The organism is Nostoc sp., from assembly GCF_036918015.1.
GTDB lineage: Bacteria > Cyanobacteriota > Cyanobacteriia > Cyanobacteriales > Nostocaceae > Nostoc.
This window is the reverse complement of sequence record NZ_JBALEO010000069.1, coordinates 167,015-181,946: the sequence shown is the minus strand read 5'-3', so window position 1 is coordinate 181,946 and position 14,932 is coordinate 167,015. Positions and strand designations below refer to the sequence as shown.

Here is a 14,932-nt window from a genome sequence, read left to right as displayed (position 1 = left end):
CTCAATTTGAGGTACAATCGTAAGCCTGCCAATAAATGACGATGCTTGCTGACAGGAGATGCTTCTATGGCCCGGATGTATTATGACGAAGATGCCAATTTAGACCTTTTGGCTGGAAAAACTATTGCTATCATTGGCTATGGTTCCCAAGGTCATGCCCACGCTCTCAATCTCAAAGATAGTGGTTTGAATGTGATTGTGGGACTATATCCGGGTAGTAAGTCAGTTGCAAAAGCTGAAGCATCTGGGTTGACTGTGAAAAATGTTGCAGATGCCGCTAATGCTGCTGACTTCATCATGATTTTGTTACCTGATGAAGTCCAAAAAACGATTTACAAAAACGAGATTGAACCCAATTTAGAAGAAGGTAATGTATTAGCCTTTGCCCACGGTTTCAATATTCACTTTGGGCAAGTTGTACCACCAGATAACGTAGACGTGGTGATGGTTGCACCAAAAGGGCCGGGGCATTTGGTACGGCGGACTTATGAAGGTGGGGAAGGCGTACCAGCGCTGTTTGCAGTTTATCAAGATGCCAGTGGTCAGGCACGCGATCGCGCCATGTCTTATGCTAAAGGTATCGGTGGGACTCGCGCCGGTGTTCTCGAAACGACTTTCCGCGAAGAAACTGAAACCGATTTATTTGGCGAACAAGCGGTATTGTGCGGTGGTTTGAGTGCTTTAATCAAAGCCGGATTTGAAACTTTGGTAGAAGCTGGCTATCAACCAGAATTGGCTTATTTTGAATGTCTGCATGAAGTCAAGTTGATTGTAGACTTGGTTGTGGAAGGTGGTTTAGCCAAAATGCGCGACAGCATTTCTAACACCGCTGAATATGGCGATTATACCCGTGGCCCGCGGATTGTTACCGAACAAACCAAAGCTGAAATGCAGAAGATTCTCAGCGAAATTCAATCTGGACAATTTGCACGAGAATTCGTTCTAGAAAACCAAGCTGGTAAACCAGGATTTACCGCCATGCGTCGCAAAGAGGCTGAACACAAAATTGAGGAAGTTGGTAAAGATTTACGCGCTATGTTTAGCTGGTTGAAAAAAGCTTAAGGGAGTTACAAATAAATTATCCAATCTTGTAGGGTGGGCATCTTGCCCGCCTTTGCCTACGGGCGGGTGAGACAATCTACCCCACAGTAAGTAGTTGAGTATTTTTTTCTATTTCCCACCTCTTGCAAAAGTTACTTTTGCAAGAGATTCAATCGATAGATAAATACATCACTAAACATCATTTACTTTGAGTTTTGAGATAATCTGCAATGTACTCTCCATAAGTATCGCGCAAGATTTGTTCTCGGAATTTGAATCCTAATGTTTTTCCTCGACACGATAGAGATTCGCACAAGCATCGGCGGATAGCAATTGATTCATATTCAGTAGTTTCGTAGTCCCAGCTAATTTCCTCACCTGCTTCTATATCGTCCAATGCAACAAAGTCATATCCTCCAAACTGATTGTTTTTTACCCCAGTATTTGGGGAGCAAGAATGGTTAATTACGACAGCAGGCTCATCTAGATTGACATACAAATTAAAATCTATCTGAAAGGAATAAATTGTTCGTTCGGGAACTTCTTCAATTGGAATACCCACCACAACAGTTTCCCCTTGGGCAAATTTTTTTGTGGCAAACACTCCTCGTCCTTTTGGTGTTTCCTGAATCGTGATATGAGAATTGAGCTTGACAGTTGAAATCGACTCTATTGTAGTCATAGATAAAGATCCACTGGATTTAAATTTCTTGCAGCTTCCAAGTTTCAAACTTGGCTTAGTTAGATTTCACTTTTAAGCTAAGAGTCCGTTAACTACTCTGTACCTCAACTTTTGCTTCCGGCTCAATCTTTTGAGGGCTTTGACTTAGAACCAGAGCAACTAACACAAGAATCGCGCCAATTAGACCGCGTATTCCCAGATGTTCGCCAAGTAGCCAAAACGAGAAAATTGTGGCAAACAATGGCTCAAGTGTAAAAAGTAAAGCAGCTTCGTCAGATGAAACCCATTGCTGTGCCATTGTTTGAAGCCAGATAACAGCAGCCGTCGCCAACAGCCCTAAGTAGAGAATCGCTCCCCAGTGCTGGCGAATTACCTCAAATTGGCTAAAGATTTGTGTGTTACTCCAGAGTACCCCTATCGTTGCAATGAACAAAAGTTGAACGCTAGTGAGTGTTAAAGTGGGGTGACGGGAGGCTACTCGCTCTAGGAAAAGTATGTAGGCTGCATAGACAAAAGCATCAACGAACATTAATACATCGCCAATTCCTAGTTCTCCCCCTTCCCAAAACATCACACCAATACCGATGACAGCGACTCCAGCAGCGAGGAAAGTTTTCAACGGTACGCGCTGACCACTCAGCCATCCCAGCAGCGGGACAATCAGGGCATTCAAACTGCCAATGAATGCTGCCCGGTTTGCTGGTATAGTTTTGAGTGCAATTGTTTCGATAGCTAAGAAAAAGAAAAGCAAAAGCCCTAGAAATATACCATCACGAACTAAAAGTGCATTAAGATTACGTAAATTTAGGGTAAAAACCCCTGCCGCTATGACAAAACGGCTGGCAATCAATGTACTTGGTGAAAGGTCACTAACGATGTCTTTAGTCAATGGAAAAGTTGTAGCGCTAATTACATTAACAAGGATAAGTAGCATTATTCCTTTTAAATGTAAGGTGTTTTTAATTTCCATTAAACTAATTGATTGAATAATGTTTCTTTACATCCATAGAAAATGCGATCGCATAGAGAATGTTGATTTTGTCCCGTCCTGTCAGTGCCTTTAGAATCTAGGATTTTTAGTTGGCAAAGTTCTACTAATCCGGTTAGCATAATTTCATATCTTTTTCCATACTGCAATTAAAAGGTAAAGGAAGTTCAGATTAATCCAATCTAAACTGTACCATTAACTGTGTTATGTTTGGAATTTATGATTATGTAAAATCCGTAGTAAGAAAAATCCTATCATTAGGTGGGTAGCGATAATATAATTCCAAACGTAAGGAAGTATCTCGATCGGGGCGTTCGATAATATCATTAGTTTGCCATTTTGGGAGGCATCCCAAAGACAAAACTTAGTTGATTGCCTAATTTACCTAAATCTGCTAATAATGCTGTAATTACTCAACTCCAGATATCTGCATGAGAACCTTGAGGCAATACTGTTCGGTTAAGACAAGAGACGCGATGAATCGCCGTCTTGACAATGATTATATTTTTTCGGTGTCATTATTCATAGATGACTGAATAGTTATATACTCGATAAAACTCACAGGAAACATAATTCCTTGCTTCTTGTTAGGAGGATTCAGTGTGTTGAATATTCTGTCCCAAAATCCCTGAATGCCATAGTTTCCATTAAAGCAAGTGTGATGAAGATCGTGGAAATCTGATGGAATGAAAAATATTGACAAAGAACTATGACCTTCTAGGTTGTAAGCATTGCCTATAATGCTCCATGCAAGCAGTTGAGTGATGTCATATCCAAATATAAAAATAGGTAAAATGTCAGCGATCGCAACAATAACATATTCGACCAAACTCTTGTGTCCAGCAACAAAACTTGATGAGTCACGAAACTCATGATGTTTAAGATGGATTTTCTGTAAGAATCTTGTGTGCAAGAGGCGATGAGCAACATAAAAACAGAAATCAGCAGCAACTATTCTCATCAAGAACCATCCAAAGTTTAAGAGTAAGCTATTTCCTCTATGAACCTCTGGAGCTAAATATAGAATAATTAATGCTGATAGAAAAGCTTTAATTTCTCCTGTAATGATGCCTTGGACAGTAAAGGAAGGAAATGGTTGATTTTTAACTGTCTTGACTCTTGCAGTCAGCTTATCCCTTAAAACATCTTTGCTTTTAATTCCTTTTTCAATGAGGATGCCAATACTATAAAATGAGATAGAACCAAGGAGCCAGTACAATAGCACCTGCGTTATTAAGTCGATCTCGATATTGTTTAACAGCAAATAAAATACTTGCTGAACAATCGTACAACTAATAGCGATCTTTAGATAAAATTCGATCTCAGAACAAAAATTCAAAAACTTTTGCATCTCTGTAACCTTATAGTATGTGAATGAGGCATATTCTGTTAATCTTTAATATCTTGAATAATCCGAAAACCAGCGTGCTGATAAAAATTGGGACGGAACCAGTTGCGGTAATATTTTAAAGCTTCTGTACCATTAGTTATCCAACATCCTCCTAACATCATTTGATGTTGATCGTCAAAGAATATTGCAGAATTATCTTCATAAAGAAAATGAGGTTGATATCCTGGAATAGGGTTTAAGTTATTACTCAACCATTCCCAAACATTACCACGTAAATCATACAATCCCGAAGAGCTTTTGGCTGTTTCTAACATCCCAACGGGACTAGGTGAGCCAAATTTTAAATTGAGATTATAATTTTCTACATCATCCAATAAACTATTACCATAAGTTGCTAAATGGTATTCTGCTTCACTCATCAAGCGAGTATCTTTTCCTTGCCAACGACAATAAGCCATTGCTTCATAATAATTAACTTCCACAGGCCAATCTAGGGGGAAGTCAATTTCATTAAACATGGCTCGATATTTGTAGCTACCATTTTCATGTAACCAAAATTTGGGACACTGAATATTGTATCGAGTTTTCCAATTCCAAGATTCTTCATCCCAATAGTCTTGATTTTCGTAACCACCAGCTTTGACAAAATAGATAAATTCGCCATTAGTAATCAAATATTTGCTGGCGAAAAAGGGTGCAACTTTAACAGTGCGATCGCCATAATCAATATCCCATCCATAAGTGGAGTCATCTAAGGCTTTTCCGAGTTTTACTACTCCACCAGCGACTTCGATCATTTCGTTCTGAGGAGTGTAACCATTAAAAGGAGCATATTGCCAATTTTGAGGACGTTTCACTCTCTCAATTGGTAGTTGGCGAATTAACATCGAAGAAGTTTCAATGTGAATACGCTGGTGTTCAATCCCCATCATTAAAGCCCAAAGAGGATGATTGGGATGAATTGGCAGAGTAATTGGGGTTGTTTTAATTAGTTCGTAAATTACGGAATATGCTTGTTCTCGATACTCCCAAGTTTGTGAAACTTGCGGCCATTCCAGATGAGCGATCGCTGCATTCAACTCTTCTGGTTTTTCTGGATCTACTCCAATTTCAAATAAAATTTCATACTCTGGATTGAGGCGTTTTTCTAAGAACCCCACCTGAATTAATTTATTGATGTAGAAAATTGCCGAATGTCCCAGATAAAAAATTAGAGGATTTCTCAAAGGGTCAGGATTGAGATAAAATGTCTCTTCCCCAACTAGACTTTTCAATAACATATCTTCCAGCTGCCAAGCATTCTCAAAGTAATTGAGGATAACTTGGTTATTACAACTATCAAGTTTTGGAGGTTGAGCAGATTGCAGACTATTCATGGTGTAACTAAGTTGTTGTAAAAGAACAATGAAAAAAATTAATTATCTAGAAATCCGATTTGATTCCTGAACTGACTTGCATTGGTAGGGAACACGGAATAAAAAAATCGATGTGTACTGAATTTTGTGAAAAATCAAATATAAGTCCTAGAAAATGTGTTAAACACAATAGGATTGAATGAAGTATTAAATAAGATAAGATTCTTAAATATGACAGATTTAATATTTAATAGCAATACTTATCGTTCAATAATTAGTTTTTCAAATAGTACTAAATCTTTATCGGCTTAGTGTAGTAATACAGCATATTTGACTAATTTAATATTTGTTGAATAATTAACCTATCAGCTAACAAGTAATTCAGTGAGAATAAACATAACTATATGATTAAAAGAAAGGCTCTTTAAACTCTTACCAATGCAAAATTACAACCCTCTTTAGACAGTTTTATTTGTCTTGACTTATTTAGAGCTAAGTTAAAAATAATTGTAATAATTCAGGAGTCAGAACTCAGGATTCAGAATAGTTAAAGAATCAACAGAGCATTTGATGAATAAATATTTTAATTGTTTACATCGTCGTACTTAGGTGAGTAAAGTAATGACTACAACTTTGCAAGAAACATCTCCAATAATCATTGCACATCGAGGCGCTAGCGGCTATCGTCCAGAACATACTTTAGCTGCTTATGAATTAGCGATCGCACTTGGGGCTGATTATATTGAACCTGATTTAGTTTCCACCAAAGATGGTGTTTTAATTGCTCGTCACGAAAATGAGATTTCTGAAACTACCGACGTTGCAAGCCATGCAGAATTTGCTCATCTTCAAACCACTAAAATAATTGATGGCGAATCAAAAACTGGCTGGTTTACTGAAGACTTTACCCTAACAGAACTGAAAACACTACGAGCCAAAGAGCGAATTCCTCAAGTGCGATCGCAAAATACCGCCTATGATGGACTTTTTGAAATCCCCACGCTGCAAGAAATAATCGATTTAGTCAAGGTTAAAAGTGGCGAAATTAATCGGACAATTGGCATTTACCCAGAAACTAAGCACCCAACTTACTTTCAATCTATTGGGTTAGCTTTAGAAGCACCTCTACTTGCAACTTTAACAGCCAACGGTTATCAGGGAGCTAACGCACCTATTTTTATTCAGTCTTTTGAAGTAGGTAATTTACAAGATTTATCTACAAAGACTGATTTACCTTTAGTGCAATTGCTGAATGACAGTGGTAAACCTTATGATTTTGTTGTTAGTGGTTGCGTAGGCGTTGGCGTAGCCTCTCCAAGAGTTGCCCGCCGTAGGCATCGCACCTATACAGATTTAGTCACAGCATCAGGTTTAAAAGAAATTGCCAAATATGCAAAAGCGATTGGAATTCATAAAAATTTACTGGTTCCTAGAGACAACAATGGTAAATTGCGTAGATGCGGAGCGGCTTGTCGCCAGATATCGCCTACATCTTTAGTCATAGATGCTCATGCGGCTGGTTTGTTGGTTCATGTCTGGACTTTCCGTAATGAAGACTGTTTTTTGCCACTGGACTTTCAAGGAAATCCCCAAGGTGAATATGAACTATTTTTCAACTTAGGTGTTGATGGCGTATTTAGCGATTACCCAGATACGGCAGCTTGCCACTCTACTCTTCAGTGGTAATTTGGTAGGGTAATACAAAATCACAGAAAAGTAACATGGTTTTACTTAAGTGGAAATCCTGTATAGCAGCAATTTCCTTCACCGCAATCAGTCTTGCTATATCTAAGTCAGCATTAGCGGTATCTTTATACTCGCTCACTGACTTAGGCGCTCTTACGGGAGAAGCCTACAGTTACGCTACAGATATTAATGACTCAGGTGAGGTAGCCATTAATACTTTGGGTAGGTCTTTTTTTTACAGCAATGGTTCGCTCAAAACAATTAGTCCGTTGCCTGGTGATAATCAACTTGGAGTGACTGGTATCAATAACTTGGGGCAAGTAGTTGGTAATTCGGTTAATAGTAATAACTTTACTGGAAATAACCCTTTCCTGTACAGCAATGGCCTCACCCAACCTCTCCCAATTCAAAATGCTATTCCTTATGCAATTAACGATCGCACCCAAGTAGTAGGGGGAGCGATCGGAGGGCCTTTTTTGTACAGCGATGGTGTAGCAACCACCATAGGAACTCCTGGTACAGTTGCTTCCGGTTTAAATAACTTGGGACAAGCAGTAGGTAGTCTCAATTTTTCAGCAAGAGCTTTTCTGTATGAAAACGGACAAACTACTAACTTGGGAACTTTGCCAGGTGACAGCTACAGTCAAGCAAACGATGTTAATGACTCAGGACAAGTAGTTGGTAGTTCGGGACTCACTGGCATAAATGATAGTCGTGCTTTTCTGTACAGTTCCAGCACAGGATTCCAAAACCTTGGTAGGTTAAGTCCTACAGATTTGTTCAGTATTGGTTTGGGGATCAATAATTTGGGTCAAGTAGTCGGGTTTTCTGGCACTAACAATAACTTTTATGCAGCAGTTGGCAACGGTTTGCGGGCTTTCCTTTATAGTGATAAGACTCTGTACGACTTAAATAACCTGATTGCTCCTAGTTCAGAGGGTGGCTTTACCTTGACAGCGGCATCTGCCATTAATAATAATGGGCAAATTGTCGGTCGTGGTGCAATTAATGGTGAATTACACGCCTTCTTGTTGACGCCAATCTCATCTGTCTCTGTAGCTGAACCAAATTCAGGTGTTCCTATTTTGTCGTTTGGCACTGGTGTAATTTTATTTGCAGCACTTAAGCGCAAACCTCACTCTAAAAGTGCAGCCATACAACAAAAAAGTTAATGCAATAACTTCAGGCAGACAAAATGATTACTTGGGAATATGGATTATAAAAATGCTCGTTGAAAATCTTTGAGGATATGTCTCGAAGCGTGGCTTAGAGACACATCTGTACTTTAGGCAAGAGATGACATCACTTAAGTTGTTCTTGATTTTCACAAACTAGTCATCACCTGAGCTAATTGATTAGATAAATCAATTACAGACTCCTGGCATTTTTTAAATAAAACACCAGCTAAAAAATAATAATTACCAGAATAAAATGCCATCTGGTTTTTTCGGAGTTCTTCTATGTGGTTCTTTACCTTGGGGTCAGAGCTATAGTAGCCAAACTGTAAAGGTAACACCATGAAATTTTGAACATAATAACCATTTTGTTTTGCTATGTTCAACGTATTTATGGGATTAGAAAAGCTAGATATTAAAACCAACACATTTTCATAATCTAGCGATAAAAGCTCATTGGTAATTGTGGCTCCATCTACACCCCCAAATAAAAGTGGCATATAAATATCGTTATCTGGTGCCGGCAGATAGGGCGGATTAGCTACAAGATACTCGGCTTCGGGTTGAGAAGAATTAAACAAAGATGAATTATGGATGATGTATTTATTAGTGAGATTGTATTCATCAATGGTTGAATTGGCGACTTTCCATGCAGAAGTATTTAATTCAAATCCCTGGATGACTCCCTCAAACTTGTTTCTCAATAAAGAATTAATTACAGGGCTGCCATCTCCTGAACCAAACTCCACAATAGATTCAGAATTTTGGCAATTTCTGATCACAAAACTTTCTAAGCAATTTGAGTAGAAATTAGATTCTTCAGGACAAAAAAAGATATCTTTCATTTGACTAAAATTCAAAGTGTAAGGTATAATCAATTTACTAGGAGGTTATTTATTACCTTGCATTCAGGCAATAAAAACTGTTCCTTTAGCAAAGGGTTGCTAAAGAAATTTGTTTGCAGGAGAATTAGCAATAAAATGACTTAAAATGTCAAATTAAAATGCTAAGAATAACCTGCTATTTATAATTTTTGGGATTGCTCATAGGAGTAAAGCGGCTTATTCTGCTTCGCGTATCGATCGCACAACAGCACCAGACGCGCGATCGCCCATTTGTTTCTCCTGGTCATAGCCAAGCAGCAGTTCCCACGCATCATTGGGATACCGTTCTGCCAAAGACAAAGCTACATCATCTAACATCCAACGACCGTGCCGTTCATCTTCCTTAATGTGTAGTTCCCAATAACCCATCGCCGCCTCTGATAGTTCCAATCGTTGCGCCGCCGTCAGATAGTTTTTATAAGTCGCAGGGCCAGCCACCTCAAAATATGTCAACGCGCCACTGTAACGTAGGAAATAGCGTTTGCGATCGGTAGTTAGAAAGTTATGATTATCGCAAGCTAAGACTTCCCAAGGCACTAAATCGAAGTATCCTTCCGGTTCAGTGTTCATTCCAAACTCAGCCAACATTTGAGCAAAAAATGTCGAGTGCTTGCGGGCTAAACGACCATTGCCGTACTCTTCTAGTAGTACTCGCACCAGCGTACACTGGATTTCATTAGCAGCACCACCCAATACGTAGCAAAGACGACTACCTTCAACCAAACCATCAAAGGAGCCGATCGCTAGCAAGTGACGATAACCAGCTTCAGTCATTTCCTCACGAATGTAGCGGCTATTCTCCGACAAAGGCGGATTTAAATCGGCAGATGCACGCTCAATTAAAGCTTGTTTTACATCCAATTGTTGCAGTGCAGCCACATCGATTTGTGCTAGTTCCCACTGTTGCCAAGCAGCTTCAATTTTGTCACGGCAAGAGTGCAAATATAGCGATCGCTCATTGGTATAATGCTGCAAATCGTCGTACCAAAACAGCTTCAGTCGATTAATTCGATAAAGTATCCGTTGCAGAAAACGGTGAGCCTGTTCATCAGAGCGATCGTTTTTATAAGCAGCCTCAATTGCCATAGAGAGTGATTGTTCAAACTCACCAGCTATTGAAGGTTTTGCATTCAATTTATTATCCAAATCCTCCATTGCGAGCAATTCTATAAATTGCTCCTCAGCACGGTCGTACTTAGTAATTGTTCTTTCTTTAGTTTGCGTGCTATTTTTCGCAGCCTCAGTCTTAGGAAATATAACTAAATTGCTTTGCATGGAATCTTCGGTACTTTGGAAAAGTGAGAAATTATTTTCACCCCTAATATCTAGGTTTCCACACCAGTAGCTTTCTGTACCTCTTTCCCTGGTTATAAAGAAAAATTAAGTTTCTAAGGAATGGGCAGTGGGAAGAGGCAGTGTTTCGACTACGCTCAACAACCGAGCAATGAAGCAGAGGGGAAAAAGTAATTTTTTATTCTCCCCCTGCTCCCCTACTCCCCTGCTTCCCCTGCTTCCCCTGCTTCCCCTGCTTCCCCTGGTTCCTCTGCTCCCCTGCTCCCCTGCTCCCACTACGGCACTCCCTTCTGTTCCTCAATCGCCTTACTGGGCGGAATCTGCTCAAGAGGAATCAGTGCTTCGATCACCGACTTCACAATTGGCGCGGCGACAGTAGAACCATAAGCACTTTCTCCTTTTGGCTCATCCACCAGTGCAAACACTACATAGCGAGGAGATTCCACGGGTAAAATAGCCACGAAACTAGTCATTCTCGCACCTTTGATGTATCCGCCATTGGGACTAGCTTTTTGGGCTGTACCAGTTTTACCAGCAATGCGATATCCCGGAATTTGTGCCGGCTTACCGCTGCCTTGAGTAACAACAGTTTCCATCATTTCCACAACCTTTTGAGTTGTTGCGGTTGAAAAAATTTGGCGGGGGATAGTATGAGTAGGTGAATCATGCATCTGCCCTTTGCTATCAATCAACCCGCGAACTACATGGGGTGTAACTAACTTACCGCCATTAGCTAAAGCACCGTGCATTTGCACTAGCTGCAAGGGTGTCATCGAAAAGCCTTGTCCAAAGGAAGTAGTAGCTGCTTCAATTGGCGAAGCGATAAATTCTTCTTGACTTTTGAGCCTTCCGCCGACTTCAAAAGGTAAATCTGTATCAACTTTTTGTCCTAGCCCTAAGCGTTCTAACCAGTTGTAGTAAATTGAAGGCTTTAAACGTTGGATAATTTGCACCATGCCAATATTGCTAGAATATTGCAAAATCTGAGCGATGCTGATTCGCCCATTACCATTATTCATCGCATTTTTGATGGTGTAATTAGCGACTCGAATCGAACCGGAGTCATTAAACATATCATCTGGTTTGATGATGCCATTTTCCAGAGCGATCGCCACATTCAAAGGCTTAAAAGTCGATCCCGGTTCATAAAGATCCGCTACTGTCCAGTTTTTAAATAGTGAAATATTAGCTTTAGCATATTCATTAGGATTATAAGTAGGCTGAGAAACGAGGGCGAGTAAGGAACCATCCAATGCATCCATGACAATTACCGCTCCACGTTTGGCGTCAAACTTCTCCATCTGTTGTTTGAGCGCAATCCGAGCAATTCGTTGTAGACGGCTATCGATAGTGAGTTGTAATCGCAAATCGTCAAAATGCAAAAAACCTTCGGGCGCCCGATCCGGCATCAAGACCCCATTTCCCGACCGACTGAGCCGCACCGTTTGCACGGGACGTTCTAGCAACTTCTCTTGAGAGTATTCCACACCAGCTTGACCACGGCGGTCAACATTCACATAGCCCACCACATCAGCAACCAAATCGTCTGGTGGGTAAAATCGGGAGTATTTTTGAGTCCACTCCAGGCCATTTAAGCGCAAAGAGATGACGCGATCGATAATTTCTTCTGGTAAGGCTGGCGCAAGTATAATTCCGCTTCTTTTGCTTTGAAAAGTTTTCACCAATTCAGCAGTATCTTTTGCCAAAATTGGCGCAAGTCGCTCTGCCATATCTTCATTAGACTTATCAAACAGCTTGGGATGAGCGTACAAAGTATATACAGGACGGTCAATAGCCAACAAATCGCTATTGCGATCTACCACTGGGCGACGGGGCATAAAAGGTCGCACACTCACCATTTGCTGGTTGCGTGCATACTCAGTTAACTTTGGCCCCTTGACAATTTGGAGATTATACAAGTTAATAGTCAACCCCAACCCTGAAACCATTAATATGCCCCAAACAATGAACAGTCGGGACTTAGTGTTGGATGTTTGGTCTTGTATACTAGAGGCTAATTTTTCCAAAAGCCCTCGTTTATCACCCTTGTCTTTGTGTCGCCCTGTAAATTTTGAATTCCGAAACTTTCGGAATTTTGTTTTCTTTGGTGACTTCTGCATTAGGTTTGTCCTTTGTCCTTTGTCTGTTGCCTTTTGTGATTAACCAGAAGTCTCAGTCCTAATGACTAATGACAAATGACAAATGACTCTTAGAGATTAGTATCCCAGTGGCGAGAGTGTTTGCGGTAGCGTTTCAGAATTTGGCGTTGTGTTAGGCGATGCTGGTTTAGGACTCTGAGATGCTGGAGGCAAGAAAATCATTCCTTCAGGAGTTGGCGATACCAGCCCTGCTGTTGGTTGTTCTGCTTCATTAGCCATTTTATTTTTCAGCGTCGCGTTGGTTGTCGTTAGCAGCCGTTCATGACGTTGGAGGTTTTGCAGTCTGCGATATGACTGACCCCAAAGCTCTTGAGAATAGACTGTCCAAGCATAAACAGCAAGTGTCGATGCTACTAACAAGAACGCCACAACTGACGAATAACGATGAAAGGTATACAAGCGCAGCAACCACAAAGGTAAGGCTCCAGAATTAGGCATTGTGGGAAGCCCAAGAAAACCTACCCCCAGAGTCTTTTGGTTCCCATTCAACTGCTCATTGAGATTTGGTAATTGTTGTCTACCCAACTGTTTCCCTGATTTGGCTATAACTGCCTCATTTGTGGGAGAAACCGCTAATTTTTTTGAGGAACGCTGTTGTTTTTGAGAGGATAATGGTGTAGAAGCGCTCTGTGCTGCTGACTCCATACGCGGAGACCGTCGCCTTCCTAAAGAAAGGATAGAATCTCGCCGGAACCAATTACCCCTTGTAGAAACAGTAGATTTACGAGCAACTACCATAAATTTTTAAATTTTTTTAGATGGGAAATACTGCACTTTAGATTGATTGTCTGTTTTTGCTCAGGTTTAAATCACCTTCTGTGCAACAAGCACACATAACAGACTATACCCTTTTAACTTTTCTGAGAGTTAGCTGTATCAATGTTTGCAATCAGCGATTAGAAACTGGACAGCCTACCTTTTAGGTATCGCACCTAAAGTATGGCAACCTCACGTAGCAAGATGCAATACTCTGTGAAAAAAATAAAATTTTTTGCTATCATAGCTCCGTTTGCTAAATAAGTTGGTATTTTTCGTTTTGCTCCTGAGTTAAGAGAAACTAATCAGGATACGTAATTCCAAAAACAATACCCCAAAGGATTGTTTTTTTTTAATATGTAATCTCGCAGAATTTAAAAAAAGCAATAAATACGGTATCGTATTCAACAGGCGAAAAATTGTTCTAGCCACAATTGGTGAAAGAGGAGTTATGAAAACAAAAATCTTTGGTTTTGCTCTAATGTTAAGTCTGGCTGCAATTCTTGGGGCCTGTGAAGGTGGTGGTGATGGTGCTGGTACTGCTACCCCAGCTGCTACAGGTGAACCAACTGATGCACCTGCTAAGACTACTCCTGCCGCTACCCCCGCAGCGACTCCCGCAACTACTCCCGCAGCGACTCCTAAATAAGGCATCTTAAACTTTAGTTTAAATCGCACCCAGAACTACTTAGTGACAACATTCCTCACTACATAGCTCGAATTAATTGGGTTCGCGAAAAAGCCTCATTTTTATGCTGGTTTATCAGAGCCTAGAGTTTGCTCGAAATATCAACGAAGTAGGGCAGGAAGTAGAGGACACTGGTAAAGAGGGTTATGTCCTCTACCAAGTGTCCTTCTGAAAGTCCCGCCCGCTCAAACCTTGTTCTCAGTCCAAGGGAGTTGAGTGAATCTAAGCTATATTGTAGGCAGATACTTCCCTCATTTAGCATTTTAAATTACTTATATTACTGAGTTTTGAGAGGGTAAAATAATTTATCGCGATCGCTGGCAATTGCTCTTGAGCATTCCTGTAGTCTATTCCGTATCAGGAAAGACCTGGTTATCTCCCTTGATGTTGCCAGATTTTTATTGGGAAAATTTGGGCATGAGAAAAACAGATTTTCATCCTGCGTTGTGAAGGTAGTTCGGGAAATGAGGAGAGTTAAAACGAGAAAATCTATAAAGTTACTGAGCTTAATTGTAATTACTGTAACTTCGATTGTTTTAAGTAGCTATTGGAGATCGGCAGCAATAGCATTACCGCCACCAGAAGATACACCAGAAGAAATATTACGGACAAAGATTATTATAGAAGCGCGATCGCCTATTGATGGAAGACTCCTAACAGCTGCCGAGTATATCCAATTGCAAGCCCAGCTGCAAGAAGTCCCGCCACCAAAACTAGACCCCAAAATTCGAGAACAAATTTTCTTGCTTCGCTTACGTAAAACCTTATTCCAGTTTTTTCCATTTTTAAATTTTTGATAAATTCGTCATTAGTCATTTGTCATTCATCCTCTGCCCAATACCCTTCAATAGTCACCAGTTATGTTAGCGGATAG

14 protein-coding genes are annotated in these 14,932 nt (G+C 40.3%); 5 read left to right on the top strand and 9 right to left on the bottom strand.

The window, feature by feature from the left end:
* Positions 1-66: 66 nt before the first annotated feature.
* The gene (gene ilvC / locus V7K61_RS17955) at positions 67-1,062 is read left to right on the top strand and encodes a ketol-acid reductoisomerase (RefSeq protein ID WP_335055189.1); all 996 of its coding nucleotides are present in this window, start codon (positions 67-69) and stop codon (positions 1,060-1,062) included.
* 178 nt (positions 1,063-1,240) lie between these two features.
* On the opposite strand, the gene V7K61_RS17950 is transcribed toward ilvC, so the two are convergent.
* The 5 genes from V7K61_RS17950 to ovoA all read right to left on the bottom strand — a co-directional run bounded on the left by V7K61_RS17950 (position 1,241) and on the right by ovoA (position 5,438).
* Entirely contained in the window at positions 1,241-1,723 is a 483-nt protein-coding gene (locus V7K61_RS17950; protein WP_335055187.1) for an SET domain-containing protein, read from the bottom strand.
* Positions 1,724-1,811: 88 nt separating this feature from the next.
* Positions 1,812-2,657 (bottom strand): DMT family transporter, encoded by an 846-nt coding sequence (locus V7K61_RS17945; RefSeq protein WP_335055185.1) that lies wholly within the window; start codon positions 2,655-2,657, stop codon positions 1,812-1,814.
* A gap of 35 nt (positions 2,658-2,692) precedes the next feature.
* Positions 2,693-2,833 (bottom strand): hypothetical protein, encoded by a 141-nt coding sequence (locus V7K61_RS17940; protein ID WP_335055183.1) that lies wholly within the window; start codon positions 2,831-2,833, stop codon positions 2,693-2,695.
* A gap of 377 nt (positions 2,834-3,210) precedes the next feature.
* On the bottom strand, positions 3,211-3,936 hold the full coding sequence (locus V7K61_RS17935; protein WP_335055181.1) for a sterol desaturase family protein: 726 nt from the start codon (positions 3,934-3,936) through the stop codon (positions 3,211-3,213).
* 164 nt (positions 3,937-4,100) lie between these two features.
* A complete protein-coding gene (gene ovoA / locus V7K61_RS17930; protein WP_335055179.1) occupies positions 4,101-5,438 on the bottom strand; it encodes a 5-histidylcysteine sulfoxide synthase in 1,338 nt (445 codons plus the stop codon).
* A gap of 600 nt (positions 5,439-6,038) precedes the next feature.
* Here ovoA and V7K61_RS17925 point away from each other — a divergent pair.
* Together V7K61_RS17925 and V7K61_RS17920 are read left to right on the top strand one after the other, a co-directional pair.
* The gene (locus V7K61_RS17925) at positions 6,039-7,103 is read left to right on the top strand and encodes a glycerophosphodiester phosphodiesterase (protein WP_335055177.1); all 1,065 of its coding nucleotides are present in this window, start codon (positions 6,039-6,041) and stop codon (positions 7,101-7,103) included.
* Between the two features lie 35 nt (positions 7,104-7,138).
* Entirely contained in the window at positions 7,139-8,275 is a 1,137-nt protein-coding gene (locus tag V7K61_RS17920; RefSeq protein WP_335055175.1) for a DUF3466 family protein, read from the top strand.
* Positions 8,276-8,427: 152 nt separating this feature from the next.
* On the opposite strand, the gene V7K61_RS17915 is transcribed toward V7K61_RS17920, so the two are convergent.
* The 4 genes from V7K61_RS17915 to V7K61_RS17900 form a co-directional block, all read right to left on the bottom strand.
* Positions 8,428-9,123 carry an SAM-dependent methyltransferase gene (locus V7K61_RS17915; RefSeq protein ID WP_335055173.1) on the bottom strand — a complete coding sequence of 232 codons (696 nt, stop codon included), beginning with the start codon at positions 9,121-9,123 and terminating at the stop codon, positions 8,428-8,430.
* Positions 9,124-9,339: 216 nt separating this feature from the next.
* Positions 9,340-10,437, bottom strand: coding sequence for an iron-containing redox enzyme family protein (locus V7K61_RS17910; protein ID WP_335055171.1), 1,098 nt, complete (start codon positions 10,435-10,437; stop codon positions 9,340-9,342).
* Positions 10,438-10,730: 293 nt separating this feature from the next.
* Positions 10,731-12,575, bottom strand: a complete 1,845-nt coding sequence (locus V7K61_RS17905) for a peptidoglycan D,D-transpeptidase FtsI family protein (protein WP_335055169.1) — start codon at positions 12,573-12,575, stop codon at positions 10,731-10,733.
* A 96-nt stretch (positions 12,576-12,671) separates the two neighbouring features.
* Positions 12,672-13,352 (bottom strand): hypothetical protein, encoded by a 681-nt coding sequence (locus V7K61_RS17900; protein ID WP_335055167.1) that lies wholly within the window; start codon positions 13,350-13,352, stop codon positions 12,672-12,674.
* Positions 13,353-13,821: 469 nt separating this feature from the next.
* Here V7K61_RS17900 and V7K61_RS17895 point away from each other — a divergent pair, with 469 nt between their 5' ends.
* Together V7K61_RS17895 and V7K61_RS17890 are read left to right on the top strand one after the other, a co-directional pair.
* Entirely contained in the window at positions 13,822-14,019 is a 198-nt protein-coding gene (locus V7K61_RS17895) for a hypothetical protein (protein WP_335055165.1), read from the top strand.
* A gap of 503 nt (positions 14,020-14,522) precedes the next feature.
* Complete coding sequence (locus V7K61_RS17890) at positions 14,523-14,855, top strand: hypothetical protein (protein WP_094351198.1); 333 nt, start codon at positions 14,523-14,525, stop codon at positions 14,853-14,855.
* Positions 14,856-14,932: the final 77 nt, after the last annotated feature.